The sequence below is a fragment of the Thermus brockianus genome (assembly GCF_001880325.1).
Taxonomy (GTDB): Bacteria; Deinococcota; Deinococci; order Deinococcales; family Thermaceae; genus Thermus; species Thermus brockianus.
Genome location: NZ_CP016312.1, coordinates 694,310 through 717,559, shown reverse-complemented (window position 1 = coordinate 717,559; position 23,250 = coordinate 694,310). Strand labels below are relative to the sequence as shown.

Below are 23,250 nucleotides of genomic sequence, written 5' to 3'. Positions count from 1 at the left end.
ATGGTTCGGGTGAAGATCTGCGGCCTCACCCGCCTCGAGGACGCCCTCCTCGCCGAGGCGCTTGGGGCCTATGCCCTGGGCTTTGTCCTGGCCCCCGGGTCCAGGAGGCGCCTGGCCCCGGAAGCGGCCCGGGGGATCTCCCGGGCCCTGGGGCCCTTCGTGGTGCGGGTGGGGGTCTTCCGGGACCAGCCCCCGGGGGAGGTGCTCAGGCTCATGGAGGAGGCCCGGCTCCAGGTGGCCCAGCTCCACGGGGCAGAGCCCCCGGAGTGGGCGGAGGCCATTGGCCGCTTCTTCCCCGTCATCAAGGCCTTCTCCCTGGATGGCCCCGCCAGGCCGGAGTGGGCAGGGTACCCCGCCTGGGCCCTCCTCCTGGATAGCCCCTCCCCGGGAAGCGGGAAGCCCTACCCGAGGGCCTGGGCCGAACCCCTTCTGGGGACGGGGAAGCGGGTGATCCTGGCCGGGGGGATCACCCCGGAGAACGCCCCCGAGGCCCTGGCCCTCCGGCCCTACGCCATAGACCTGGCGAGCGGGGTGGAGGAGGCGGTGGGGGTGAAGAGCCGGGCGAGGCTCGAGGCCCTTTTCGCCCGGGTGCGGGCCTTTATGATGGGGGCGTGAAGGGCCATCCCTTCTTTCCCCATCTCATGGCCATGCTGGAGGCGGCGGACCTCGCCCGGGGCATCCACGCCTACTACCTGGCCAAGGGCTTTACCCAAGGGACCAAGTCGGGCCCCACGGACCTGGTGACCCAGGCGGACCGGGAGGCGGAGGCGGCCATCAAGGACCTCCTCCTCTCCCGCTTCCCCGAGGCGGGGTTCTTGGGGGAGGAGGGGGGGAGCGAGGGGGGGAAGGCCCTCCGCTTCGTGGTGGACCCCTTGGACGGCACGGTGAACTACGCCCACGGCTTCCCCTTCTACGGGGTTTCCCTGGCCCTGGAGGTGGAGGGGGTGGTCCAGGCGGGGGTGGTGATGGACACCGCCCGGGGGGAGGTCTTCTACGCCCTGAGGGGCGGGGGGGCGTACCTGGACGGGCGGCCCATCCGGGTCACGGAGCGGGCGGAGCTTTTGGGAAGCCTCCTCGCCACGGGCTTCCCCTACGACGTGGCCCAGGACCCCGAGAACCTCACCTACTTCGCCCGGGCCCTAAGGCGGGGGCTTCTCGTGAGGCGGCCGGGGGCGGCCGCCCTGGACCTGGCCTACGTGGCGGCGGGCCGCCTCGAGGGCTTCTGGGAGGTGAAGCTCAACCCCTGGGACGTGGCGGCGGGGTGGCTTTTGGTGGAGGAGGCGGGGGGTAGGGTGACGGACCTGGAGGGGAGGCCGTACGCCTTGGGCCACCGCTACATCGTGGCCACCAACGGCCACATCCACGAGGCTTTGCTCCGGGCCCTCTTGCAAGATTAGAATGGGGGCATGGACCTGGAGGCCAAGAAGAAGGTTCTTCGGAGCTTTACCTACGGGCTTTACATCCTCACGGCCAGGGACGGGGAGGCGTACGCCGCCGGCACGGTGAACTGGGTGACCCAAGCCTCCTTCACCCCGCCCCTCATCGCCCTGGGGGTGAAGCGGGATAGCCACCTCCACGCCCTCCTAGAGCGCACGGGGAAGCTCGCCCTCATGACCCTCGCCGCCGACCAGAAGGCCATCGCCCAGGACTTCTTCAGGCCCACGGTGCGGGAGGGGAATACCTTAAACGGCCACCCCTTTGAGCCTTCCCCCACCCTGGGCCTGCCCCTCCTCACCGAGCTCCCCTACTGGCTCGAGGCCGAGGTGCGCCACCTCTACCCCGGGGGGACCACAGCGTGGTGGTGGCGGAGGTGGTGGGGGCGGGGGTGCGGTACGAGGCCAAGCCCCTCGTCATGTGGGACACGGGCTGGTTCTACGGGGGCTAGCCCTGGCAGCGGGGGCAGAAGTGGGTGCTCCGCCCCGCCACCACCTGCCGCCGGATGGGCGTGCCGCAGGCGGGGCAGGGGAGGCCCTCCCGTCCGTAGACGGCGTGGCGCTCCTGGAAGCTCCCTGGGCGGCCATCGGGCTGTTGGTAGGTCCGGTCGGAAAGCGTGCTTCCCCCAAGGGCGAGGGCCTCGGCGAGGACCTCCCGTAGGGCCCGGTAGAGCCTTTCCCCTTCCCCTGGGCTAAGCTCCTGGGCCGGGCGCAAGGGGTGGAGGCGGGCCCGGAAGAGGGCCTCGTCGGCGTAGATGTTGCCCACCCCCGCCGCCAGGGTCTGGTCCAGGAGGAGGGCCTTGAGGGGCTTGGCGCTCCGGCGAAGCCCTTGGAGGAAGCCTTCCAGTTGGAAACCTTCCGAAAGGGGCTCGGGGCCGAGGCGGCCCAGGAGGGGGATTTCCCGGTAATCTCCCCGTTCCACCACCCAGAGGCGGCCGAAGCGCCGGGGGTCGTGGAAGTGGAGGAGAAGGGAGGGAAACTCCAGGGTGAGCCGGGTATGGGGGGTGGCCTCGAGGCGGAAGCCCCCCGTCATCCCCAGGTGGACCACCATCTCCAGCCCCCCGGAAAGGGCGAAGAGGAGGAACTTGCCCCGGCGCCCGAGGTCCAATAGGCGCGCTCCTTCTGCCCGTTCCGTGTGGCGGTAGCGGCCGGGGTCCTGGTGGCGCACCCTTAGGAGGGGTTTCCCCTGGAGGAGGGGGAGGAGGCGCCTTCTTGTGGTCTCCACCTCGGGAAGCTCAGGCACGGGGCCTCCGCGCCGCCAGGAGGCGGTAAAGGGGCTTCCCCAATGGGCTTAGGAGGTAGAGGAGGGGAAGGAGGGGCCAAAGGGGGGGGAGGCGGCGGGCCAGGTGGAGGAGGGCAGGGTAGCCCCGGTAGACCCTTTCCCCTTCCAGGACGTGGAGCTCTTGGAGGAGGGCCTCCTTTTCCAGGTCTGTGGCCGTCTGGAGGGGCTCCACCCGGAGGTCCTTCCGGAGGTCCAGGGCCTTTAGGGCCTCTCCCAAGGCCCGGCAGTAGGGGCATTGGGCGTCAATCAGCACCCGCATGGGCCTCCACGGGGACGGGCTCCCCCTTCTCGTTCACCGCCACGTAGGTGAGGATGCCCTTGGTGGCCAGGGTGCGGCCGTTTTCCTGGCCGAACCGCTCCTTGTACACCTCCACCTCCACGGTCAAGGAGGTGCGCCCCACCCGCACCACCCGGGCCACCACCTCCAGGAGGTCCCCGGTGCGGATGGGCACCTTGAACTCCACGCTCCCCACCGCCACCGTGACCACGGGCTTTTTGGCGTAGCGGGCGGCGGCGTAGGAGCCCACCTTGTCCATGAGGCCCAGGACGAAGCCGCCAAAGGCGGCCCCCAAGGGGTTGGTGTGCTCGGGGAAGACGAGCTCGAGGGTCCGCGCCTCCATGCCCTTAGCCTACAGGAGGCTGTCCGTGAGGCGGGCCATCTCCTGGTCCTTCTCCGTGATGCCCCCGGCGCTGTGGGTCCACCATTCCACCTCCACCTGGCCCCACGCCACGGTGAGGCGGGGGTGGTGGCCCTTGGCCTCGGCCAGCTCCCCCACCCGGTTGGCGAAGGCCAGGGCCTCCCGGAAGTCCTTAAAGCGGAAGCGCTTGTAGAGGCGCTCGGGGTCTTGGCGCACCTCCCAGTCCATGCCCTAAGGGTATAAGGAAAATCCCCGGGCCCATTGTGCCCGGGGGCGGTTTGGTTGCGGGGGCGGGATTTGAACCCGCGACCTTCGGGTTATGAGCCCGACGAGCTACCAGGCTGCTCCACCCCGCGTCGCCATCCTTAACTATAGGGAAGCTTGGCCCCTTTGTCAAGCCAAGGTGACCCGGTCCCGACCCGCCTCCTTGGCCCTGAGGAGGGCGTAGTCCGCCTTCAGGATCCACTCCTCCAGCTGGCCGTCCCCTGCCGGCACCTCCCCCCCGGCGATGCCGGCGGAGAGGGTAAGGGCGTAGGGGATGGGCTCCACCCGCTCCGTGCGGAACCGGGCCCGGATGCGTTCCACCACCTCCTTGGCGGCCTGGCGGTTGGCGCCGTAGAGGAGGAGCAAGAACTCTTCGCCCCCGTAGCGCACCGCCAGGTCCTCCCGGCGGACGCTGGCCTGAAGGATGCGGCCGAGGCGCTTCAGCACCTCGTCCCCCACGGGGTGGCCGAAGGTGTCGTTCACCCGCTTGAAGCGGTCAATGTCCAGCATCACCACGCTCACCGGGGCCTGGTACCGCCCGGAAAGGGCCAGGAGCTTGGGGAGCTCCGCCTCGAGGCCCCGCCGGTTCAAAAGCCCCGTGAGGGGGTCGGTGAGGGCCAGGGTGCCCCACTCCACCTGTTTGAGCACCTGGCGAAGCCGCTCCCCCAGGAGGGAAAGGAAGCCTGGAGGAATGTTTTCCTTTAAGGGCTCCCGCAGGTAGAGGTAGGCGGCATCCCCGTTTAGGGGTACGGGAAGGATGTGGGGGGTGCGCGCCCCCACCAGGCCCCGCCGGCTCCGCACCTCCAGGCCCACGGCCTGGGGCAGGAGCACCTGCGCCGCTCCCAGGGCGCCCAGGAGGGCGGCCTCGGGGCTCAGGGTCTGGGTGACGCGAGGGGAGAGGCGGGCGAGCTCTTCCAGGAAGCGGGTCCAGCGAAGGCGCTCTTCCTCCGTGTGCCGCCACCCCCGATGTTGGGCGTAGAGAAGGCCCAAAGCACCCATAAGCCCGGCGTAGAGGGAAAGGATGCGGATGGGCCAGGGCGTGGGTTCGGCTAGCAGGGTGGCGGGCAGGAGGAAAACCCCTCCAAGGGCCACGACCTGGGTGCTGAAGGAGGTGCTTCCCTGGTTTTCCGCCGCCACCCCCAAGGCCAGGAGCAAATAGCCTAGGGGCCAGAGGAGGTGGACCGGGTGGCCCGTGGGGTAGCCGCCTTGGGCTTCCAGGTAGGTGTAGGTCAGATCGGCCATAAAGACCAGGAGGAAGCCCACACCCCAAAGGGCCCTGCTACCCAGGAAACGTTTTTGGAAAATGGGTTCTAGCCGGGGTAGGAGGAGGAGAAGAAGCCCGGTGTCCCAGGCGGTGTAAAGCCGGTCCACGCCCAGGTCCCCTTGCCAAAGGGTGGCGAGGCCAAAGGCGCCCACGGGAAGAAGGAGAAGGGTAAGCCTGGGGGGGTGGCCCGGCACCTGCAGGATGGCCCAGGTGAAGGCCCCATAACCGAAGATATAGGGGAACTCAAAGGCCAAGGCCCCAAGGGAGCGCTCCCTTGCGAAAAGGTCGCCCAGGGTCCAGCCCAGGTCCCCTAACCCCCAAAAGAGGAGGCCAAGCCCCCAGGGGAAGGCGCGCCGCCAAAGGAGATACCCACCCGCCCCAAGGGCCACCAAGGGGGTAAGGAAGCGTTCGCTCCAGGGAGCGGTGGGGGGAAATAGACCGAGGAATAGGAGCAGGGCTAGGAGCCCAAGCCCATAGGGAACCACGAACCCAGTTTAGCCTAGGCGCCTAGGGGAGCTTGGGGGGTGTGGCCAGGGCCTCGAGGGCCTCCCGCAAGACCTCAATGCCCTTTAGGAACTCCGGGACCTCCACGTGCTCGTAAGGGGTGTGGTCCAGGGTGGAATCCCCAGGGCCGTAGGCCACCATGGGCACCTGCCAATGGGGCGCCAGGACGTTCATGTCGCTGGTGCCCGTTTTCAGCTTGAAGACGGGCTTCCCCCCGGCCTTGCGGATGCCCTGGCGCAAGGCCCGGGTCAGGGGGGTGTCCTTGGGGCCCAGGTAGGGCACCTCCCGCCCGAAGAACTCCAGCTCAATGGTGGGGGGGGCGTAGGCCGTGAGGTGGCGGATGGCCTCCTCCGGGGGAAGCCTCGGGGGCAGGCGCAGGTCAAAGAACATCTCCGCCACCTGCTTGAGCTCGGCGGGCTGGATCTTGAAGTCCCGCAGGGTGTACTGCACCTGGTCAAAGGGGCGCTGGCCCACGTTCATGGCCTCGGCCCAGGCCTTGATGGCCACGAAGTAGCTGATGAGCTCCTCGGCGGCGTTGGGCTCGTGGTGGGCCGAGTGGAAGTTGTCCTTTTCCCGCCTGGCCTTCACCAAGAGCCTCCCCTTGTACCCCAGGGTGATGCCCTCCCACCCCGAGGGCTCCCCGATAACCACGTAGTCCGGCTTGAGGCGCGGGGCCACGAAGCGGGCGCCCTTGGAGCTTGGCGCCTCCTCCTCCGTGGCCCCCACCAGGTGGACGGTGAGGCGCCTTCTTGCCTCCTCGGAAAGCCCTGCTGCGGCGAAGATCATGGCCACGAAGGGCCCCTTGGCGTCCACCGCCCCGCGGCCGAAAAGCCTGTTTCCCTCTAGCCGCACGGGTACCACCCCGGGTACGGTGTCAATGTGCCCCAGGAGGACCACCTGGAGGGGGCCTTCCCCTACCTGGCCCCGGGCGTTGTCCGCCTCGTCCACGAAGCCCTTGAGCCCGAGCCTTTCCATCCCCTCCGCCAGGTATTCCGCCACCAGGCGCTCCTGGCCGGAGGGGGAGGGGATCTCCAGGGCCCCCTTGAGGAACTCCACGGGGTCCAAGGCCATCATGCCAGGAGCACCGCCTTGACCGCCTCCACCACCCTTTCCAGGTCCTCCTTCTCAATGACGAGGGGCGGCAGGAAGCGGATCACCGTGGGCCCCGCCTGGAGGGTGAGGATGCGGTGCTCCTTCTCCAGGCGTTCAATGTAGGGGGCCACCTTCTCCTTGAGCTCCAGGCCCACCATGAGGCCCAGGCCCCGCACCTCCCGGATCTTGGGGGAGGGAATTTCCCGAAGCTTTTCCATAAACCAGGGGCCAAGCTCCGCCGCCCGCTCCCAAAGCCGCGTGCGTTCCAGGTAGCGCAGGGCCGCCACCCCGGCGGCCATGGCCAGGGGATTGCCGCCGAAGGTGGTGCCGTGGCCCCCCTTGGGCATGCTCTTCGCCACCTCCTCCCGCATCACCGCCACGCCCAAGGGCACCCCGCCCCCGATGGCCTTGGCCAGGGTGAGGATGTCGGGCACGATCCCGTAGTGCTCAAAGGCAAAGCGCTTCCCCGTGCGGCCCATGCCGGTCTGGATCTCGTCCAGGATGAGGAGGGCACCCTTTTCCTGGGTGATCTCCCGCGCCGCCTGGAGGAACTCCCGGGTGGCGGGGCGCACCCCACCTTCCCCCTGGACGGGCTCGAGGATGACCGCGGCCGTCTCCTCGTCCACCGCGCGCTTAAGGGCCTCCACGTCGTTATAGGGGATGAAGGCCACGGGCTCCACCAAGGGCAGGAAGGGCTCCCGGTACTTGGGCTCCCAGGTGACGGAGAGGCTGCCCATGGTCCTGCCGGAGAAGCCCCGCATGGCGGCCACGAACTTCTTCCGCCCCGTGTGGGCCCGGGCGAACTTGAGGGCCGCCTCGTTGGCCTCGGTGCCGGAGTTCACCGGGAAGACCCGGTTGAGCTCAGGGGGGAGCAGGGAAACCAGGGTGCGGTAGAACTCCCCCGCATGGGGGTGGGGAGGGTCTGGGGCATGCTCATGAGGGTTTCCGCCTGCCGCTTCACCGCCTCCACCACCTCGGGGTTGCTGTGGCCTAGGTTGGCCACCCCGTAGCCGCCCACGCAGTCTATGTACGCGTTGCCCTCGGCGTCCCACACCCTGGCCCCTTGGCCCCGGACCAGGAGGAGGTGGTGCTTGGTGTAGACCCCGGTGTCCAGGGTGAGCTCTGCCTCAAGAAGCGTTTGCCAGTCTTCCCGTACCATGTGCACCCCCATAAAGAAAAGCCCCCGGGACGGGCCCGGGAAGCCAGGCTTCCCAGGCCGTGCTAGGGTTTGCGCCGGGCGGCCATCTCCCTTCCAGGGTAGGGGGGCTTTTCCCCGGTGTCAACGGGATAGACTTTAGGGGTGCTGGCCTACGTGGGCCTGGGTTCCAACCTGGGGGACCGGGCGGGCTACCTCCTGGCCGCCCTGTCCCGCCTTTCCCGCTTGCCCAAGACCCGCCTTTGCCGCCTCTCCCCCGTGTACGAGACGGCGCCCGTGGGCCCCCCGCAACCCTTCTACCTGAACCTGGTGGCGGAGCTGGACACGGGCCTCGGCCCAAGGGAGCTCCTCCAGGCCCTCCTGGAGGTGGAAAAGGCCCTGGGCCGGGAGCGCAAGGAACGCTGGGGTCCGAGGACCATTGACCTGGACCTCCTCCTCTATGGGGACCTGGTCCTGGAGGAAGAAGGGCTTCAGGTGCCCCACCCGCGCCTCCACGAGCGGGCCTTCGTCTTGGTGCCCCTGGTGGACCTCCTCCCCGAGGGACGGCACCCCACCTTGGGGGTGCGCTTCGCCGAGCTCTTGGCGGCCCTTGACGCCTCCGGGGTTTCGCTCCTTGTGCTATAGTGGGGGCATCGCGGGCAAGACCGCGCGAGGAGAAGGAAAGTGGAGCTAGAAGCGGGAAGCATCGTGGAAGGCCGCGTGGTGCGGGTAACGGATTTTGGCGCCTTTGTGGAGCTCCCGGGTGGGGAGCAGGGGCTCGTGCACATCTCCCAGATCGCCCACGAGTTCGTGAAGAACGTCCGGGACTTCCTCAACGAGGGGGATATCGTGCAGGTGATGGTGAAGGGCCGGGACGCCAAGGGGCGGCTGGACCTTTCCATCAAGGACCTGACCCCGGCCCCCGAGGGGGCGCCGCCCCCCCGGCCCCGGCGGCTCCCCAAGCAGTCCCCGGAGTTTGAGAACAAGCTCAAGAGCTTCCTCCGGGGCACCGGGGGGTTCGGCGGCGGGAAGGGCAAGAAGGGCGGCCGCAAAAAGCGCTAGCGCCCGAAAGGGACCCCGGGGGGTTTATCCCTCCGGGGGTTTGCCGTAGAGTAGGGGGGTATGGCGAAGCCCCTCGAGGTCACCGACCAGAACTTTGACGAGCTCTTAGGCGGTCACCCCTTGGTTCTCGTGGACTTCTGGGCGGAGTGGTGTGCCCCTTGCCGCATGATCGCCCCCATCCTGGAAGAGCTCGCCCAGGACTACGAGGGCAAGCTGGTGGTGGCCAAGCTGGACGTGGACGAGAACCCCAAGACGGCCATGCGCTTCCGGGTGATGAGCATCCCCACGGTGATCCTCTTCAAGAACGGCCAGCCCGTGGAGGTCCTGGTGGGGGCGCAACCCAAGCGCAACTTCCAGGCCAAGATAGAGAAGCACCTGCCCCAGGCATGAGGATTGCCCTGGACGCCATGGGGGGGGACCGGGCCCCGGGGGTCACGGTCCAAGGGGCCCTCTTGGCGGCCCAGGAGGGGGTGGAGGTCCTTCTGGTGGGGGAGGAGCACCGGCTTCGGGAGGAGCTTGCCCGCCTGGGCGGCCGGCTTCCCGTCCATCACGCCCCGGACTGGATCCGCATGGAGGAGCACGCCACCGAGGTGCGCAAGCGCCGGGAAAGCTCCATCTGGGTGGCCCTGGAGCTCCTCAAGCGGGGGGAGGTGGACGCCGTGGTCTCCATGGGCCACACCGGGGCCACCATGGCGGCGGCCCTTTTCGTCCTGGGAAGGGTGAAAGGGGTGGAGCGGCCGGCCCTTTTGGTGGAGTTCCCAAGCCTAAAGGGGCGCACCTTCCTCCTGGACGGCGGGGCCAACGCCGACTGCCGCCCCCCCTTCCTGGTGCAGTTCGCCGCCATGGGCCTGGCCTACGCCGAGGCGAGCGGCGTGCCAAGCCCCCGGGTGGGCCTCCTTTCCATCGGGGAAGAGGAGGGGAAGGGAAACGCCCTCACCCAGGAGACCTATCCCCTTTTGAGGGAGGCCTTGGGCCCCCGCTTTTTCGGCAACGTGGAGGGGCGGGACATCTTCTTGGGTACGGCGGAGGTGGTGGTCACGGACGGCTTCACGGGCAACGTGGCCCTGAAGCTGGCGGAAGGGGAGGCCAAGGTCCTCTTCACCTGGATTAAGGAGGCCTTCGCCGCAAGCCCTTGGGCGAGGCTCGGGGCCTTCCTGGCCCGGGGCGCCTTGCGCCGGGTGAAGGCGCGGGTGGACCCTTCCCAGTACGGGGCCATGCCCCTTCTCGGGGTGGAGGGGGCGGTCTTCATCGGCCACGGCTCGGCGGACGCCCTGGCGGTGAAAAACGCTCTCCTCCGGGCCCGGGCCCTGGTCGGGGCGGGGCTTCTTACGCGGGTGCGGGAGGCCTTGGCCGCCCTACACGTCTAGGATCACCCGGGCCCGCCACCTTCCCCCTTCCTGGGCCACCTGGAGGCCGTGGAAGGTGGCGCTTTTCACCTCGCCCTGGAAGCCGAAGGCCTCCTGGAAGGGCTCCCCTTGGAGGCTTGCCTGGAGGCGGAACCCCCCTTCTTCCGGGGCGATCCGCACCTGGGCCCTTCCGGGCACGAAACCCTTGGTCTGGATGAGGTAGAGGAGCTCGTTCAGGTAGCGCACCAGGAGGGTGTCCAGGTCCTCCGCCCAAAGGGAGAGGCGCCGCCTCCTCTTTCCCCCATCCGGGGGGTTTTGGAACATCACCGCAAGGAGCCCCTTGAGGGCGGCCTGGAAGAGGCCCTCGAGGCTTTCCGCCTCTACCTCAAAGCCGATGTCGGCGGTGTGGTCCAGAAGCCTCACCACCATGGCCCCTCCACCAGGCCCGCCTCCCCCACCACGTGGAAGGTTTCCGTCCAGAGTCTTTCCGGGTGGCGTTCCAGGAAGGCGAGGACGGACAGGGCCTGGGTCCTGTGCTGGGCGATGGCCCTGAGCTTTTCCCTCAGGGCCCACTCGGGGAGGCGCAGGCGGTGGGTTGGGGGGTAGGGCCCTTCCGGGCGCACCATGTAGACCACCCGGGCGAGGCCCCGGGCCGCCCCTTGGACGTAGCGGCTTGCTGCCACGTGGTCGGGGTGGCCGTTGATGCCGTCCGGGGGGAAGGTGACCACGAAGCGGGGCCTTAGGGCCTGGAGGCGCTTCCGGATGGCATCCTCCGCCTCGGGGTGGTCCAAGAGGCCTTCCCCCTGGGCCTTGCCCCGCTCTCCTTCTTCCGCCTCCTGGGGCAAGCCGTTGGGGAAGGAGAGGACCTCGAGGAAGTCCACCCGGAGGATTGCCGCCGCCCGGGAGAGCTCTTCCGTGCGCACCTCGGGAAGGGCCTCCGGGGGGCAGAGGCCCAGGGTCCTCCCCGCCTCCCCCCGGGTGAGGGTGAGGATCCCCGTCCGAAGCCCCGCCTCCTTGGCCAGAAGGAGCGCCCCCCCGGTCCCGAAGCTCTCGTCGTCGGGGTGGGCGACCACCACCAGAAGGTCCAGCATCAGGGCATGGGGTGGGCGAGGGCCAGGGCCCGCACCGCCTCCCTCAAGGCCTCGGAGGGGCCTTCCGTGAGGGCCCGGTCCATGAGCTCCGCCACTAGGGGCATCTCCTCCGGGGTGAAGCCCCGGGTGGTGATGGCGGGGGTGCCCACGCGGATCCCCGAGGTGATGCGGGGGGGCTTGGGGTCAAAGGGAATGGCGTTCTTGTTCACGGTGATGCCCACGGCGTCCAGGCGCTCCTCCGCTTCTTTGCCCGTGAGGCCCTTGGGGCGGAGGTCCACCAGGAAGAGGTGGTTGTCCGTGCCCCCGGTGACGATGCGGTAGCCCCTCGCTGCAAGCTCCGCCGCCAGGCGCTGGGCGTTTTCCACCACCCGGCGGCTATACTCCTTGAACTCGGGCTGCATGGCCTCAAAGAAGGCCACCGCCTTGCCGGCGATGACGTGCTCCAGGGGCCCCCCCTGGATGCCGGGGAAGATGAGCTTGTCAATCTTTTTGCCCAGCTCGGGGTCGTGGGAGAGGATCAGGCCCCCTCGAGGGCCCCGCAGGGTCTTGTGGGTGGTGCTGGTCACCACGTGGGCGTAGGGGACGGGGTTGGGGTGGAGCCCCGCCGCCACCAGCCCGGCGAAGTGGGCCATGTCCACCACCAGGTAGGCCCCCACTTCGTCGGCGATCTCCCGGAAGGCCTGGAAGTCCCAGAGGCGAGGGTAGGCGCTGGCCCCGGCCACGATCACCTTGGGGCGGTGTTCCCGGGCCAGGCGGCGCACCTCGTCCAGGTCTATGCGCTCGGTGTCGGGCCGCACCCCGTAGGAAACCACCCTGTAGAGTTTCCCGGAGAAGTTGACCTTGGCCCCGTGGGTCAGGTGCCCCCCGGCCGCCAGGTCCATGCCCAAAAGGGTATCCCCCGGCTCCATTAAGGCCATGTAGACCGCCATGTTGGCCTGGGAGCCGGAGTGGGGCTGGACGTTGGCCCAGGCTGCCCCGAAGAGGGCCTTGGCCCGCTCTATGGCCAGGGACTCCACCTGGTCAATGACCTCGCACCCCCCGTAGTACCGGGCCCCGGGGTAGCCCTCGGCGTACTTGTTGGTGAGGACGCTTCCCACCGCCTCCCGCACCTGCTTGGAGACGAAGTTCTCGCTGGCGATGAGCTCTAGGCCCTCCCGCTGCCTCTTTTCCTCTAGGGCGATGAGCTGGAAGATGGCCTCGTCGCGGACGCTGGTGCCCACCATAGGGCGATTATAGGCCCTCCCTCCCTGCTAAGCTAAGGCCATGAAAGGGAATGCCTTCACCATCGTGAAGTGGGGGGTCCTCCTGGCCCTGGCCGTTTTGCTCCTCACCATTCTCCTCATCAACTTCACCACAAGCCGCGACCTGCCCGAGCTGGTGCGGGTGCAGGTGGAGCGGTACGCCGTGTGCAGCTACTGGTTTTTCGGCTGGCACCTGGCCTCCACGGGGGCCTTCGCCTTTGCCTTTTTGCTGGTGGGCTTGGTGTTGGGCTTCCTCCTGGGCTTCTTCCTGAGGCGGCGCTAGAGGAGTTCCAAGGCGAGCTTTTCCCCTTCCTCGGGGACGCCCGCTGGGTAGCGGCCGTTAAAGCAGGCGAGGCAGACGGGCCCCCCGATGGCCCGCTTGACCCCCTCCTCGGAAAGGAAGGCGAGGGAGTCGGCCCCGATGTAGGCCCGTATCTCCTCCAGGCTCTTCTGGGCGGCGATGAGCTCCTTGCGGGCCGCCGTGTCTATGCCGTAGTAGCAGGGGAAGCGGATGGGGGGGCTGGAGACGCGGAAGTGGACCTCCTTGGCCCCCGCTTCCTTGAGGAGGGCCACGATGTGGCGGCTGGTGGTCCCCCGTACGATGGAGTCGTCAATGAGGACCACCCGTTTGCCCCGCACCGCCGAGGTGGGGGAGAGCTTCAGCCGGGTCTTCAGGTCGCGCAGCTCCTGGGTGGGCTGGATGAAGGTGCGCCCGGCGTAAGGGTTTTTGTAGAGGCCGTACTCCAGGGGGAGGCCGCTTGCCCGGGCGTAGCCGATGGCGGCGCCAATCCCCGAGTCGGGGACAGGCACCACCATGTCCGCCTCCGCCGGGGCTTCCCGGAAGAGCTCCTCGCCCATCCTCACCCGGGCGGCGTAAGCCTCGGTGCCGTCCAGGAGGCTATCGGGCCGGGCGAAGTAGATCCACTCAAAGGCGCATGGGGTGGGGTTTGGGGGAAGGGCTTGGAGGCTTTGGAGCTCCCCCTCCTCCACCCAGACCACCTCCCCGGGCCGCACGTCCCGCAGGTACTCCGCCCCGAGGAGGGCAAGGGCCGGGGGCTCGGAGGCGAAGGCGTAGCCCCACGGGGCCTTGCCGATGGCGAGGGGCCGCACCCCGTGGGGGTCCCGTAGGGCGAGGAGGGTTTTGCGGTCCATGAGGAGGATGGAGTACCCCCCTTCCAAGCGCCGCATGGCCTCGAGGGCCGCCTCGGGGAGGGAGAGGTGGGGAAGCCGGGCTAAGAGGAGGAGCATGACCTCGGTGTCCGAGGTGCTCTGGAAGGTAGCCCCCTCCTGGAGGAGGCGGTCGCGGAGGGGCTTGGCGTTCACGAAGTTGCCGTTGTGGGCGATGGCCAGGACCCCGTGGGCGGTGCGGGCGGTGAGGGGTTGGGCGTTGAAGCGGAGGTTGGACCCCGTGGTGGAGTAGCGGGTGTGGGCGAGGCCCATCCGGGCCCCGGGTAGGCGGAGCCTCCCCAGGCGCTCCTCGGTGAAGACCTGGTGGACGAGGCCCAGGTCCTTTTCCACCAGGAACTCCTTCCCGTCCGTGACGGCGATGCCGGCGGCCTCCTGGCCTCTATGCTGCAGGGCGAGGAGCCCCAGGTGCAAAAGCCCCGCCACGTCCAAAGGCGCTTGGCTCCAAAGGCCTAGGACGCCGCACTCCTCCTGTGGCTTATCCATCCAGGACCTCCCGCAAGGGGCGTTGCCAGATGGCCTTAAGCTCGGCCACCTCCCACTCTAGCACCCCCTTGGGGGTGAGGACCGTGAGGGTCTTCCCCCCCGTCTCCCCCAGGATGCGGTAGGGAAGGCCTTGGGTCTCCAGGCGGGCCGTGGCCTCCTTCAGGCGGTCCTTGGCCACGGTGAAGAGGATGCGGCTAGGCGCCTCGCCGAAGAGGGCCTCGAGGCCTTCTTCCCGCACCTCCACCGTGGCCCCAAGGCCGTAGGGGAAGGCCATCTCCGCCAGGGCCACGAGGAGCCCCCCTTCCGCCAGGTCGTGGGCGGTGTCCGTGAGGCCCAGGGCGATGAGCTCCCGGATGGCCTCCTGCACGGCCTTCTCCCGCCCCAGGTCCAGGGCAGGGGGGTGGCCCACCTCGAGGCCCGTGAGGAGGTAGAGGACCTCGCTCGCCCCAAGGGTTCCCCGTTCCTCCCCCAGGAGGACCACCACCTCCCCGGGCCGCCTAAAGCCCATCTCCGCCCGGCGCCCGAGGTCCAGGACCCCCACCACCCCCACCATGGCCGTGGGGGGGATGCGCTTGCCGCCCGCCTCGTTGTAGAGGGAAACGTTGCCGCTCACCACGGGCACGCCCAGGGCGGCGCTCGCCTCCTTCAGCCCCTCAAGGGTTTCCTTGAGCTCGTAATAGCCCTCAGGGGTTTCCGGGCTTCCCAGGTTGAGGCCGTCCGTGTAGGCGAGGGGCTTCGCCCCCACCACGGAGACGTTCCGGCAGGCCTCGGCCAGGGCGTGCATGGCCCCAAGGCGGGGGTGGAGGCGGCTATACCGGGGGTTCTGGTCCACCTTGGCGGCGATGCCCAGGTTCGTGCCCTTGATCCAGAGGATGGCGGCGTCCCCCTTTCCCGGCACCAAGGCGGTGCGGGTGCCCACCTGGTGGTCGTAGCGCTCGTAGACCGCTCCCCGGCTCGCCAGGTTGGGGGAGGCGAGGAGCCTTGCCAGGACCTCCTTGGGGTCCGCCTCGAGGGGGGGAGGGGGGGTTTCCCGTAGGCGTTGCACCTCGGGGTCTTCTTGGGCCAGGCGCACGTAGGTGGGGGCTTCCGCCAGGGCCTCCGTGGGCACCTCCGCCACCACCTCTCCCCTATAGAGGACCCGGAAGACCCTCTCCGGGATGGTCCGGGCCACGGCCACGCAGTCCAGGCCCCACCTGCGGAAGACTTCCTCCAGCTCCGCCTCCTTCCCCTCCTTGGGCACCAGGACCATGCGCTCCTGGCTTTCGGAAAGGAGGAGCTCCTCGGGGGCCATGCCCGCCTCCCGGGTGGGGACCCGGTCCAGGTCCAGCTCCACCCCGAGGCCGGACTTGTGGGCGAGCTCGGCCAGGCTAGAGGTGAGGCCCGCCGCCCCCATGTCCTGGACCCCTTCCACCAGGTCCTTCTCTATGGCCTCGAGGGTGGCCTCCATAAGGAGTTTTCCCAGGAAGGGGTCCCCCACCTGCACCGCCGGGCGGTCCTCCTCCTTCTCCTCCCGAAGCTCCCGGCTGGCGAAGGCCGCACCCCCGATGCCGTCCCGCCCCGTCTTGGCCCCGGCGTAGTAGATGGGCCGGCCCAAGGAGGCCCGGCTTCGCTTGAGGTTTTCCTCCCTTAGGAGCCCCAGGCACATGGCGTTCACCAGGGGGTTTTCCCGGTAGCCCTCGTGGAAGTAGAGGTCCCCGCCCACGGTGGGGACCCCGATGGCGTTCCCGTAGAAGGCGATGCCGGAGACCACCCCCTTGAAGAGGTAACGGCTCCGGCCCTCCGGGGGGCCAAAGCGCAGGGAGTCCAGGAGGGCGATGGGCCGGGCCCCCATGCTCATGATGTCCCGGAGGATTCCCCCCACCCCGGTGGCCGCCCCTTGGAAAGGCTCCACGGCGGAAGGGTGGTTGTGGCTTTCGATCTTGAAGGCCACCGCCCAGCCTTCCCCCAGGCGCACCACGCCGGCGTTTTCCCCGGGGCCCTGCAGGACCGCCTCCCCTTCCTTGGGCAGTTCCTTGAGGAGGGGGCGGGAGTTCTTGTAGGCGCAGTGCTCGCTCCACATCACCTTGAAAAGGAGGAGCTCCACCCGGTTGGGCTCCCGCCCAAGCCGCCTAACCATCTCCCGGTACTCCCCCTCCGGGATGCCGATTTCCTTGGCTAAGGCTTCCATCACTCCAGGAGGGGGAGGAGCTCGCGGTGGTCCTTCACCTTGGCCGTGGGCTTCACCTCCCCGTTCACCTCCCTTAGGCCCACGTACTGCACCGCCCAGGGGTAGCCGGCGCCGAAGGCTCCCTTGATGTCCGTGTGGGGCAGGTCCCCGACGTGGAGGGCCTCCTCGGGGGGGATGCCCAGGGCCTCGAGGGCCACCTGGAAGGCCTCGGGCTTGGGCTTCACAAACCCCGTTTCGTCGGAGAAGCTATAGGCCTGGAAGACGTCCAGGCCTTGCCGCCGGAGGTGCTCCCTTAAGAGGCGGCCCGGGGTCACGCCCGTATCGGAAACGATGGCCAAGGGGTACTTCCCCGCCAGGGCCTTTAGGACCTCCACCCCGGGCAGGGGCTTGAGGTCGGCGAGGAGGGAGGTTTCCTCCAGCCTCCTTGCGGTGAGGGCGATGAGCCCGGGGTCGTGGGGGGCCCCGAGGAGGGCGAAGATGCGGGCCACCCGGTCGTACACGGACATGTGCTCCCCCGCCTTCCAGGCCTCCTCAAAGGCCAAGGCCGCCTGCCGGTAGGCCTCCCGCACCTCGCTTTCCTCCGCCGGGTGCCCCGCCTCGGAAAGGGCGTCCAGGAGGATCTCGTACCGGGCGGGCATGACCTTTTCCAAAAACGCCTCCCCCTCGGTGAAGAGGGTGCCCCAGAAGTCAAAGGTGATGGCCTTGGGTTTCATGGCTTAACCTCCTTCTAAACCGCTAAAAGCCCCAGGAAGAGGGGAAGCCCGTCCTCCCCTCCCAGCATGGGGTCCACGGCCCGCTCGGGATGGGGCATCATGCCGAGGACGTTGCCCCGCTCGTTCACGATGCCGGCGATGTCGTTCAGGCTCCCGTTGGGGTTATAGTCCCTTTCCCCGGCTAAAGGGGCGTAGCGGAAGACCACCCGCCCCTCTTCCTCTAGCCTCCTTAGGGTCTCGGGGTCGGCGTAGTAGCGCCCCTCGGCGTGGGCGATGGGCAGGCGGAGCACCTGCCCTTGGGCGTAGCGGCGGGTGAAGGGGAGATCGTTCCTTTCCACCCGCACCCCCACCTCCTTGCAGGTGAAGTGGAGGTTGAGGTTGGCCAGGAGGGCCCCGGGGAGGATGCCCGCCTCGGTGAGGATTTGGAAGCCGTTGCAGACGCCGATCACGTACCGCCCTTCCGCGGCGAAGCGGCGCACCGCCTCCATCACCGGGCTCTTGGCGGCCAGGGCCCCCGCCCTCAGGTAGTCCCCGTAGCTAAAGCCCCCGGGGAGGAAGACCCCATCAAAGCCCTTGAGGTCCCTTTCCGTGTGCCAGACGAAGGCCGCCTGTATGCCCGCCTTCTCCAGGGCGAAACGGGCGTCCTCGTCGCAGTTGGAGCCGGGGAAGCGGACGATGGCCCACCTCATAGCTCTTTTAGGGCCTCGAGGGCGTAGACCTCCATCACCGGGTTGGCGAGGAGGCTTCCGAGGAGCTTGGCCTTCTCCTCGGCCTGGAGGAGGTTTTCCGCCGAGAAGACGATTTCCAAAACCTTCCCCACCCGCACGGACTCCACCGGGTGGCCGAGGTCCTTTAAGACCCCCTCCACCGCCCGGCCCTGCGGGTCCAGGATGCCGTCTTTGAGCTCTATGAGGAGCGTGGCCTGGTACCTTGGCATCTACCCTCCCAAAACCCGCCTCAGGACCTCCTGGTACGCCGCCTCCACGCCCCCCAGGTCCTTGCGGAAGCGGTCCTTGTCCATGGGCTCCCCCGTGGCCATGTCCCAAAGGCGCATGGTGTCGGGGCTGATCTCGTCGGCGAGGAGGATTTCCCCCTCCCTTTCCCCGAACTCCAGCTTGAAGTCCACCAGTTCCAGGCCCCTTTCCGCGAAGAACGCCTTCAGGATCTCCCCCACCCGCAAGGTGGTGGCCTTCACCGCCTCTAGGGCCTCGGGCGTGGCGAGCCCTAGGGCGAGGACGGCGTCCTCGCAGATCAAGGGGTCCCCCAGGGCGTCGTTCTTGAGGGAGAACTCCACCAAGGGAGCCTTGAGGGGCGTGCCCTCCTTTAGCCCGTAGCGCTTGGCGAAGCTCCCCGCCGCCTTGTAGCGGAGGATCACCTCCAAGGGGAGGATCCTCACCCGCTTCACCCGCATCTCCCGCTCCGAGAGCTCCTCCACGAAGTGGGTCTTGACGCCCCGTTCTTCTAGGAGGCGGAAGAGGGCGGCGGAAACCTTGTTGTTCACCACCCCTTTACCGGGGATTATCCCCCGCTTTTGCGCGTTGAAGGCGGTGGCCTCGTCCTTGAAATAGACCCTTAGGGTGTCCTCCCCTTCCGGGTAGAGGACCTTGGCCTTGCCCTCGTAAAGCTTCTCCATGCCCCTCCTTATGGCCCAAAGGCCCTTTCCCCCATTCTAAAGCCCAAAGCGGGCGTAGATGGCGTCCACGTGGCGGAGGAAGGCCCTGGGGTCAAAAAGCGCCCTTAGCCTTTCCCCCTTGAGGGGGTTTTCCGGGTCGGCTTCCAAAAGCTCTAGGAAGCTTTTCCCTTCTTCCCAACTCCTCAAGGCGTTCCGTTGCACCAGGGCGTAGGCCCTTTCCCGGGGCAGGCCTTCGGCGATGAGGGCGTTTAGCACCTGCTGGGAATAGACGAGGCCCCGGGTGAGGTCCAGGTTCCGCTGGAGGTTTCCCTCAAAGACCTTGAGCCCCTCCAGGATGCCCTTAAGCCGCCTTAAGGCGTAGTGGAGGGCGGTGGTGGCGTCGGGGAGGATGACCCTTTCCACTGAGGAGTGGGAGATGTCCCGCTCGTGCCAGAGGGCGATGTTCTCCAGGGCGGGGTGCAAATAGCCCCTAAGGAGCCGGGCCATTCCCGTGAGGTTTTCCAGGCCTACGGGGTTTTTCTTGTGGGGCATGGAGGAGCTTCCCGTCTGGCCCTCGCGGAAGGGCTCTTGGGCCTCGAGGACCTCCGTGCGCTGGAGGTGCCTTAGCTCCACCGCCACCCGCTCCAGGTTGCCCCCCAGGATGGCCAGGGCGGCGAGGACCTCCGCATGCCGGTCCCGGGGCACCACCTGGGTGGAGATGGGCTCCACCTTGAGGCCAAGGCGCTTGGCCACGTGGGCCTCCACCTCGGGGGGGACGTGGGCGTAGTTGCCCACGGAACCCGAGAGCATGGCCACGCCCATGGTTTCCCTGGCCCTTTGAAGCCGTTCCTCGTCCCTAAGGAAGGCGGCGTAGAAGGAGAGGAAGCGGAGGCCGAAGCTCGTGGGCTCGGCGTGGACCCCGTGGGTGCGGGCGATGGCGGGGGTGTGCTTGTAGCGGAGGGCGAGGGCCTTGAGGGCCTCCTGCACCCCCTTAAGCGCCTCCAGGATGAGGTCCAAAGCCCGTACCAAAAGGGCGTTTTGCGCCGTGTCCACGATGTCCGAGCTGGTGAGGCCCAGGTGGAGGTAGCGCCCCACCTCCTCGTCCCCGGTCCACTCCACCAGGGCCCGGGTGAAGGCCACCAGGTCGTGGCGGGTGGTTTCCTCTATCTCCGCCACCCTTTGGGCGAAGGCTTCGGTGAGGGGTTTTTCCTCCAGGGTTTGGAGAAGCCTCGCCGCAAGGCCCCGGGGCACCTGGCCCAGGGCCTCCCAGGCCTCGAGGGCGTAAGCCTCCACCAGGGCCCACATGCGGTAGCGGTTTTCCTCGGACCAAAGGGCCGCCATCTCCGGGGTCTGGTAGCGGGGCACCATGCCTAAAGGCTACCGGCTTGGGCTCCTGTCCCGCTACCCCGGGTTTTTGGGGCCCAGGGGGTGGGGGTACTTGACACGTTCCAGGGGTCTTGGTAGTCTTTTCTTTGCGCTGCCTGGTAGGCGGCGGGGGATCTTGAAAGCTGGGGTGGATGGTTGAGGATGTGAGGCCATGCGGGAGCGTGGCCTTTGAGGGTCAAGATGCTAAGGGCCCACGGTGGATGCCTTGGCACCCGAGCCGATGAAGGACGTGGCTACCTGCGATAAGCCAGGGGGAGCCGGTAGCGGGCGTAGATCCCTGGATGTCCGAATGGGGGAACCCGGCCCGTGGGAACACGGGTCACCGCCGTTTGGCGGGGGGAACCTGGGGAACTGAAACATCTCAGTACCCAGAGGAGAGGAAAGCGAAAGCGACTCCCTGAGTAGCGGCGAGCGAAAGGGGACTAGCCTAAACCGTCTGGCTTGTCCGGGCGGGGTAGTGGGGCCCTCGGATACCGAATCCCTAGCCTAGCCGAAGCTGTTGGGAAGCAGCGCCAGAGAAGGTGAAAGCCCTGTAGGCGAAAGGTGAGGGGATAGGTGAGGGTACCCGAGTACCCTGTGGTTCGTGGAGCCATGGGGGAATCTGGGCGGACCACCGCCTAAGGCTAAGTACTCCGGGTGACCGATAGTGGACCAGTACCGTGAGGGAAAGGTGAAAAGAACCCCGGGAGGGGAGTGAAATAGAGCCTGAAACCGTGGGCTTACAAGCAGTCGCGGCCCGTTGAGGGTTGCGGCGTGCCTATTGAAGCATGAGCCGGCGACTCACGGTCGTGGGCGAGCTTAAGCCGTTGAGGCGGAGGCGTAGGGAAACCGAGTCCGAACAGGGCGTTTAGTCCGCGGCCGTGGACCCGAAACCGGGTGAGCTAGCCCTGGCCAGGGTGAAGCTGGGGTGAAACCCAGTGGAGGCCCGAACCGGTGGGGGATGCAAACCCCTCGGATGAGCTGGGGTTAGGAGTGAAAAGCTAACCGAACCCGGAGATAGCTGGTTCTCCCCGAAATGACTTTAGGGTCAGCCTCAGGTGCTGACTGGGGCCTGTAGAGCACTGATAGGGCTAGGGGGCCTACCAGCCTACCAAACCCTGTCAAACTCCGAAGGGTCCCAGGTGGAGCCTGGGAGTGAGGGCACGAGCGATAACGTCCGTGTCCAAGCGCGGGAACAACCGAGACCGCCAGCTAAGGTCCCGAAGTCTGGGCTAAGTGGGAAAGGATGTGGCGTCGCGAAGACAGCCAGGAGGTTGGCTTAGAAGCAGCCATCCTTTAAAGAGTGCGTAATAGCTCACTGGTCGAGTGACGCTGCGCCGAAAATGATCGGGGCTTAAGCCCAGCGCCGAAGCTGCGGGTCTAGGGTGTATGCCCTAGGCGGTAGGGGAGCGTTCCCGATGCCGATGAAGGCCGACCCGCGAGGGCGGCTGGAGGTAAGGGAAGTGCGAATGCCGGCATGAGTAACGATAAACAGGGTGAGAATCCCTGTCGCCGTAAGCCCAAGGGTTCCTACGCAATGGTCGTCAGCGTAGGGTTAGGCGGGACCTAAGGTGAGGCCGAGAGGCGTAGCCGAAGGGCAGCCGGTTAATATTCCGGCCCTTCCCGTGGGTGCGATGGGGGGACGCTCTAGGCTAGGGGGACCGGAGCCATGGACGAGCCCGGCCAGAAGCGCAGGGTGGGAGGTAGGCAAATCCGCCTCCCAAGAGCTCTGCGTGGTGGGGAAGCCCGTGAGGGTGACAACCCTCCGAAGCCAGGGAGCCGAGAAAAGCCTCTAAGCACAACCCACGGGAACCCGTACCGCAAACCGACACAGGTGGGCGGGTGCGAGAGCACTAAGGCGCGCGGGAGAACCCTCGCCAAGGAACTCTGCAAGTTAGCCCCGTAACTTCGGGAGAAGGGGTGCTCCCCGCGAGGGGAGCCGCAGTGAATAGGCTCTGGCGACTGTTTACCAAAAACACAGCTCTCTGCGAACTCGTAAGAGGAGGTATAGGGAGCGACGCTTGCCCGGTGCCGGAAGGTCAAGGGGAGGGGTGCAAGCCCTGAACCGAAGCCCCGGTGAACGGCGGCCGTAACTATAACGGTCCTAAGGTAGCGAAATTCCTTGTCGGGTAAGTTCCGACCTGCACGAAAAGCGTAACGACCGGAGCGCTGTCTCGGCGAGGGACCCGGTGAAATTGAACTGGCCGTGAAGATGCGGCCTACCCGTGGCAGGACGAAAAGACCCCGTGGAGCTTTACTGCAGCCTGGTGTTGGCTCTTGGTCGCGCCTGCGTAGGATAGGTGGGAGCCTGTGAAGCCGCCCTTTCGGGGGCGGTGGAGGCGCCGGTGAAATACCACCCTGGTGCGGCTGGGGGCCTAACCCACGGGAGTGGGGACAGCGCTTGGCGGGCAGTTTGACTGGGGCGGTCGCCTCCTAAAGGGTAACGGAGGCGCCCAAAGGTTCCCTCAGGCGGGACGGAAATCCGCCGGAGAGCGCAAGGGTAGAAGGGAGCCTGACTGTGAGGCCTGCAAGCCGAGCAGGGGCGAAAGCCGGGCCTAGTGAACCGGTGGTCCCGTGTGGAAGGGCCATCGATCAACGGATAAAAGTTACCCCGGGGATAACAGGCTGATCTCCCCCGAGCGTCCACAGCGGCGGGGAGGTTTGGCACCTCGATGTCGGCTCGTCGCATCCTGGGGCTGAAGAAGGTCCCAAGGGTTGGGCTGTTCGCCCATTAAAGCGGCACGCGAGCTGGGTTCAGAACGTCGTGAGACAGTTCGGTCTCTATCCGCCACGGGCGCAGGAGGCTTGAGGGGGGCTCTTCCTAGTACGAGAGGACCGGAAGGGACGCACCTCTGGTTTTCCAGCTGTCCCTCCAGGGGCATAAGCTGGGTAGCCATGTGCGGGAGGGATAACCGCTGAAAGCATCTAAGCGGGAAACCCGCCCCAAGATGAGGCCTCCCACGGTGTGAAGCCGGTAAGGACCCGGGAAGACTACCCGGTGGATGGGCCGGAGGTGTAAGCGCCGTGAGGCGTTGAGCTGACCGGTCCCAATCGTCCGAGGTCTTGACCCTCTTTGCCCTGATGAGTCCACCCCAGCTTTCCTCCCCCGTCGCCAAGGCGGGCGCAGGGATTTTGAAAAGCAAAACACGAGAATCCCCCGTGCCCATAGCGGCGTGGAACCACCCGTTCCCATTCCGAACACGGAAGTGAAACGCGCCAGCGCCGATGGTACTGGGACCGCAGGGTCCTGGGAGAGTAGGTCGGTGCGGGGGATTTTCCCTTTGCGGGAGTAGCTCAGTCGGTAGAGCACGACCTTGCCAAGGTCGGGGTCGCGGGTTCAAGTCCCGTCTCCCGCTCCAACCTTTGCCCG

The 23,250-nt window shown here is 67.5% G+C and carries 23 protein-coding genes, 2 tRNA genes, 2 rRNA genes and 2 pseudogenes; 11 read left to right on the top strand and 18 right to left on the bottom strand.

All coding sequences use genetic code 11. The features are described from left to right. From A0O31_RS03670 to A0O31_RS03660, 3 genes and pseudogenes are all read left to right on the top strand, one after another. A complete protein-coding gene (locus tag A0O31_RS03670; RefSeq protein WP_071676712.1) occupies positions 1–615 on the top strand; it encodes a phosphoribosylanthranilate isomerase in 615 nt (204 codons plus the stop codon). Positions 616–641: 26 nt separating this feature from the next. Continuing rightward, entirely contained in the window at positions 642–1,397 is a 756-nt protein-coding gene (locus tag A0O31_RS03665) for an inositol monophosphatase family protein (RefSeq protein WP_071677910.1), read from the top strand. A gap of 9 nt (positions 1,398–1,406) precedes the next feature. Next, positions 1,407–1,885 (top strand): annotated as a pseudogene (locus tag A0O31_RS03660) (flavin reductase family protein). On the opposite strand, the gene A0O31_RS03655 reads toward A0O31_RS03660, so the two are convergent. From A0O31_RS03655 to lysJ, 8 genes and pseudogenes are all read right to left on the bottom strand, one after another. Further along, positions 1,882–2,676: a DNA-formamidopyrimidine glycosylase gene (locus A0O31_RS03655; protein WP_071676711.1), complete on the bottom strand. Its 795-nt coding sequence runs from the start codon at positions 2,674–2,676 to the stop codon at positions 1,882–1,884. The pseudogene A0O31_RS03660 and the gene A0O31_RS03655 overlap by 4 nt on opposite strands. Next, positions 2,669–2,974: a DCC1-like thiol-disulfide oxidoreductase family protein gene (locus A0O31_RS03650; protein WP_071676710.1), complete on the bottom strand. Its 306-nt coding sequence runs from the start codon at positions 2,972–2,974 to the stop codon at positions 2,669–2,671. Before A0O31_RS03650 ends, A0O31_RS03655 begins: the two co-directional genes overlap by 8 nt. Then, the gene (locus A0O31_RS03645) at positions 2,958–3,335 is read right to left on the bottom strand and encodes an acyl-CoA thioesterase (protein WP_071676709.1); all 378 of its coding nucleotides are present in this window, start codon (positions 3,333–3,335) and stop codon (positions 2,958–2,960) included. Before A0O31_RS03645 ends, A0O31_RS03650 begins: the two co-directional genes overlap by 17 nt. Before the next feature lie 9 nt (positions 3,336–3,344). After that, complete coding sequence (locus A0O31_RS03640; RefSeq protein WP_071676708.1) at positions 3,345–3,581, bottom strand: 4a-hydroxytetrahydrobiopterin dehydratase; 237 nt, start codon at positions 3,579–3,581, stop codon at positions 3,345–3,347. 51 nt (positions 3,582–3,632) lie between these two features. Beyond that, a tRNA-Met gene (locus A0O31_RS03635) sits at positions 3,633–3,709 on the bottom strand. Positions 3,710–3,746: 37 nt separating this feature from the next. Next, positions 3,747–5,366, bottom strand: a complete 1,620-nt coding sequence (locus A0O31_RS03630; protein WP_071676707.1) for a GGDEF domain-containing protein — start codon at positions 5,364–5,366, stop codon at positions 3,747–3,749. A gap of 22 nt (positions 5,367–5,388) precedes the next feature. Then, positions 5,389–6,459 carry a [LysW]-lysine hydrolase gene (locus tag A0O31_RS03625; protein WP_071676706.1) on the bottom strand — a complete coding sequence of 357 codons (1,071 nt, stop codon included), beginning with the start codon at positions 6,457–6,459 and terminating at the stop codon, positions 5,389–5,391. Continuing rightward, positions 6,456–7,636, bottom strand: a pseudogene (gene lysJ, locus A0O31_RS03620) ([LysW]-aminoadipate semialdehyde transaminase LysJ). The gene A0O31_RS03625 and the pseudogene lysJ overlap by 4 nt, the downstream one beginning before the upstream one ends. 141 nt (positions 7,637–7,777) lie before the next feature. Between lysJ and folK the strand changes: the two are divergent. Genes folK through plsX form a run of 4 tightly spaced genes read left to right on the top strand, consistent with a single transcriptional unit; the run spans position 7,778 to position 10,041 of the window. Then, positions 7,778–8,257 (top strand): 2-amino-4-hydroxy-6-hydroxymethyldihydropteridine diphosphokinase, encoded by a 480-nt coding sequence (folK, locus tag A0O31_RS03615; protein ID WP_071676705.1) that lies wholly within the window; start codon positions 7,778–7,780, stop codon positions 8,255–8,257. Positions 8,258–8,296: 39 nt separating this feature from the next. Continuing rightward, complete coding sequence (locus A0O31_RS03610; protein WP_071676704.1) at positions 8,297–8,674, top strand: RNA-binding protein S1; 378 nt, start codon at positions 8,297–8,299, stop codon at positions 8,672–8,674. 60 nt (positions 8,675–8,734) lie between these two features. Then, the gene (gene trxA / locus A0O31_RS03605; protein WP_071676703.1) at positions 8,735–9,064 is read left to right on the top strand and encodes a thioredoxin; all 330 of its coding nucleotides are present in this window, start codon (positions 8,735–8,737) and stop codon (positions 9,062–9,064) included. Continuing rightward, positions 9,061–10,041, top strand: coding sequence for a phosphate acyltransferase PlsX (plsX, locus tag A0O31_RS03600; RefSeq protein ID WP_071676702.1), 981 nt, complete (start codon positions 9,061–9,063; stop codon positions 10,039–10,041). The genes trxA and plsX overlap by 4 nt, the downstream gene beginning before the upstream one ends. On the opposite strand, the gene A0O31_RS03595 is transcribed toward plsX, so the two are convergent. The 3 genes from A0O31_RS03595 to glyA are packed head-to-tail and all read right to left on the bottom strand — an operon-like array spanning position 10,030 to position 12,334. Further along, complete coding sequence (locus A0O31_RS03595; protein WP_071676701.1) at positions 10,030–10,449, bottom strand: archease; 420 nt, start codon at positions 10,447–10,449, stop codon at positions 10,030–10,032. The genes plsX and A0O31_RS03595 overlap by 12 nt on opposite strands. Then, entirely contained in the window at positions 10,440–11,108 is a 669-nt protein-coding gene (locus A0O31_RS03590) for a PIG-L deacetylase family protein (RefSeq protein WP_152024446.1), read from the bottom strand. The genes A0O31_RS03595 and A0O31_RS03590 overlap by 10 nt, the downstream gene beginning before the upstream one ends. Positions 11,109–11,110: 2 nt before the next feature. Then, positions 11,111–12,334 carry a serine hydroxymethyltransferase gene (gene glyA, locus A0O31_RS03585; protein ID WP_071676699.1) on the bottom strand — a complete coding sequence of 408 codons (1,224 nt, stop codon included), beginning with the start codon at positions 12,332–12,334 and terminating at the stop codon, positions 11,111–11,113. Between the two features lie 40 nt (positions 12,335–12,374). On the opposite strand from glyA, the gene A0O31_RS03580 reads away from it, so the two are divergent. Further along, positions 12,375–12,635: an LPXTG cell wall anchor domain-containing protein gene (locus tag A0O31_RS03580; protein WP_071676698.1), complete on the top strand. Its 261-nt coding sequence runs from the start codon at positions 12,375–12,377 to the stop codon at positions 12,633–12,635. On the opposite strand, the gene purF is transcribed toward A0O31_RS03580, so the two are convergent. Genes purF through purB form a run of 7 tightly spaced genes read right to left on the bottom strand, consistent with a single transcriptional unit; the run spans position 12,632 to position 19,883 of the window. Further along, the gene (gene purF / locus A0O31_RS03575; RefSeq protein ID WP_071676697.1) at positions 12,632–14,023 is read right to left on the bottom strand and encodes an amidophosphoribosyltransferase; all 1,392 of its coding nucleotides are present in this window, start codon (positions 14,021–14,023) and stop codon (positions 12,632–12,634) included. The genes A0O31_RS03580 and purF overlap by 4 nt on opposite strands. After that, complete coding sequence (gene purL / locus A0O31_RS03570; protein ID WP_071676696.1) at positions 14,016–16,190, bottom strand: phosphoribosylformylglycinamidine synthase subunit PurL; 2,175 nt, start codon at positions 16,188–16,190, stop codon at positions 14,016–14,018. Before purL ends, purF begins: the two co-directional genes overlap by 8 nt. Continuing rightward, positions 16,190–16,903: an HAD family hydrolase gene (locus tag A0O31_RS03565; protein ID WP_071676695.1), complete on the bottom strand. Its 714-nt coding sequence runs from the start codon at positions 16,901–16,903 to the stop codon at positions 16,190–16,192. The genes purL and A0O31_RS03565 overlap by 1 nt, the downstream gene beginning before the upstream one ends. 14 nt (positions 16,904–16,917) lie before the next feature. Continuing rightward, the gene (purQ, locus tag A0O31_RS03560) at positions 16,918–17,592 is read right to left on the bottom strand and encodes a phosphoribosylformylglycinamidine synthase subunit PurQ (RefSeq protein WP_071676694.1); all 675 of its coding nucleotides are present in this window, start codon (positions 17,590–17,592) and stop codon (positions 16,918–16,920) included. Next, on the bottom strand, positions 17,589–17,840 hold the full coding sequence (gene purS, locus A0O31_RS03555; RefSeq protein WP_071676693.1) for a phosphoribosylformylglycinamidine synthase subunit PurS: 252 nt from the start codon (positions 17,838–17,840) through the stop codon (positions 17,589–17,591). The genes purQ and purS overlap by 4 nt, the downstream gene beginning before the upstream one ends. After that, positions 17,841–18,536 (bottom strand): phosphoribosylaminoimidazolesuccinocarboxamide synthase, encoded by a 696-nt coding sequence (gene purC, locus A0O31_RS03550; protein ID WP_071676692.1) that lies wholly within the window; start codon positions 18,534–18,536, stop codon positions 17,841–17,843. A 36-nt stretch (positions 18,537–18,572) separates the two neighbouring features. Then, positions 18,573–19,883: an adenylosuccinate lyase gene (gene purB / locus A0O31_RS03545; RefSeq protein ID WP_071676691.1), complete on the bottom strand. Its 1,311-nt coding sequence runs from the start codon at positions 19,881–19,883 to the stop codon at positions 18,573–18,575. Between the two features lie 191 nt (positions 19,884–20,074). On the opposite strand from purB, the gene A0O31_RS03540 reads away from it, so the two are divergent. From A0O31_RS03540 to A0O31_RS03530, 3 genes are all read left to right on the top strand, one after another. Next, a 23S ribosomal RNA gene (locus A0O31_RS03540) occupies positions 20,075–22,951 on the top strand. An 84-nt stretch (positions 22,952–23,035) separates the two neighbouring features. Then, positions 23,036–23,152, top strand: a 5S ribosomal RNA gene (gene rrf, locus A0O31_RS03535). A gap of 11 nt (positions 23,153–23,163) precedes the next feature. After that, positions 23,164–23,239 (top strand) — tRNA-Gly (locus A0O31_RS03530). The last annotated feature ends 11 nt before the right edge of the window (positions 23,240–23,250 follow it).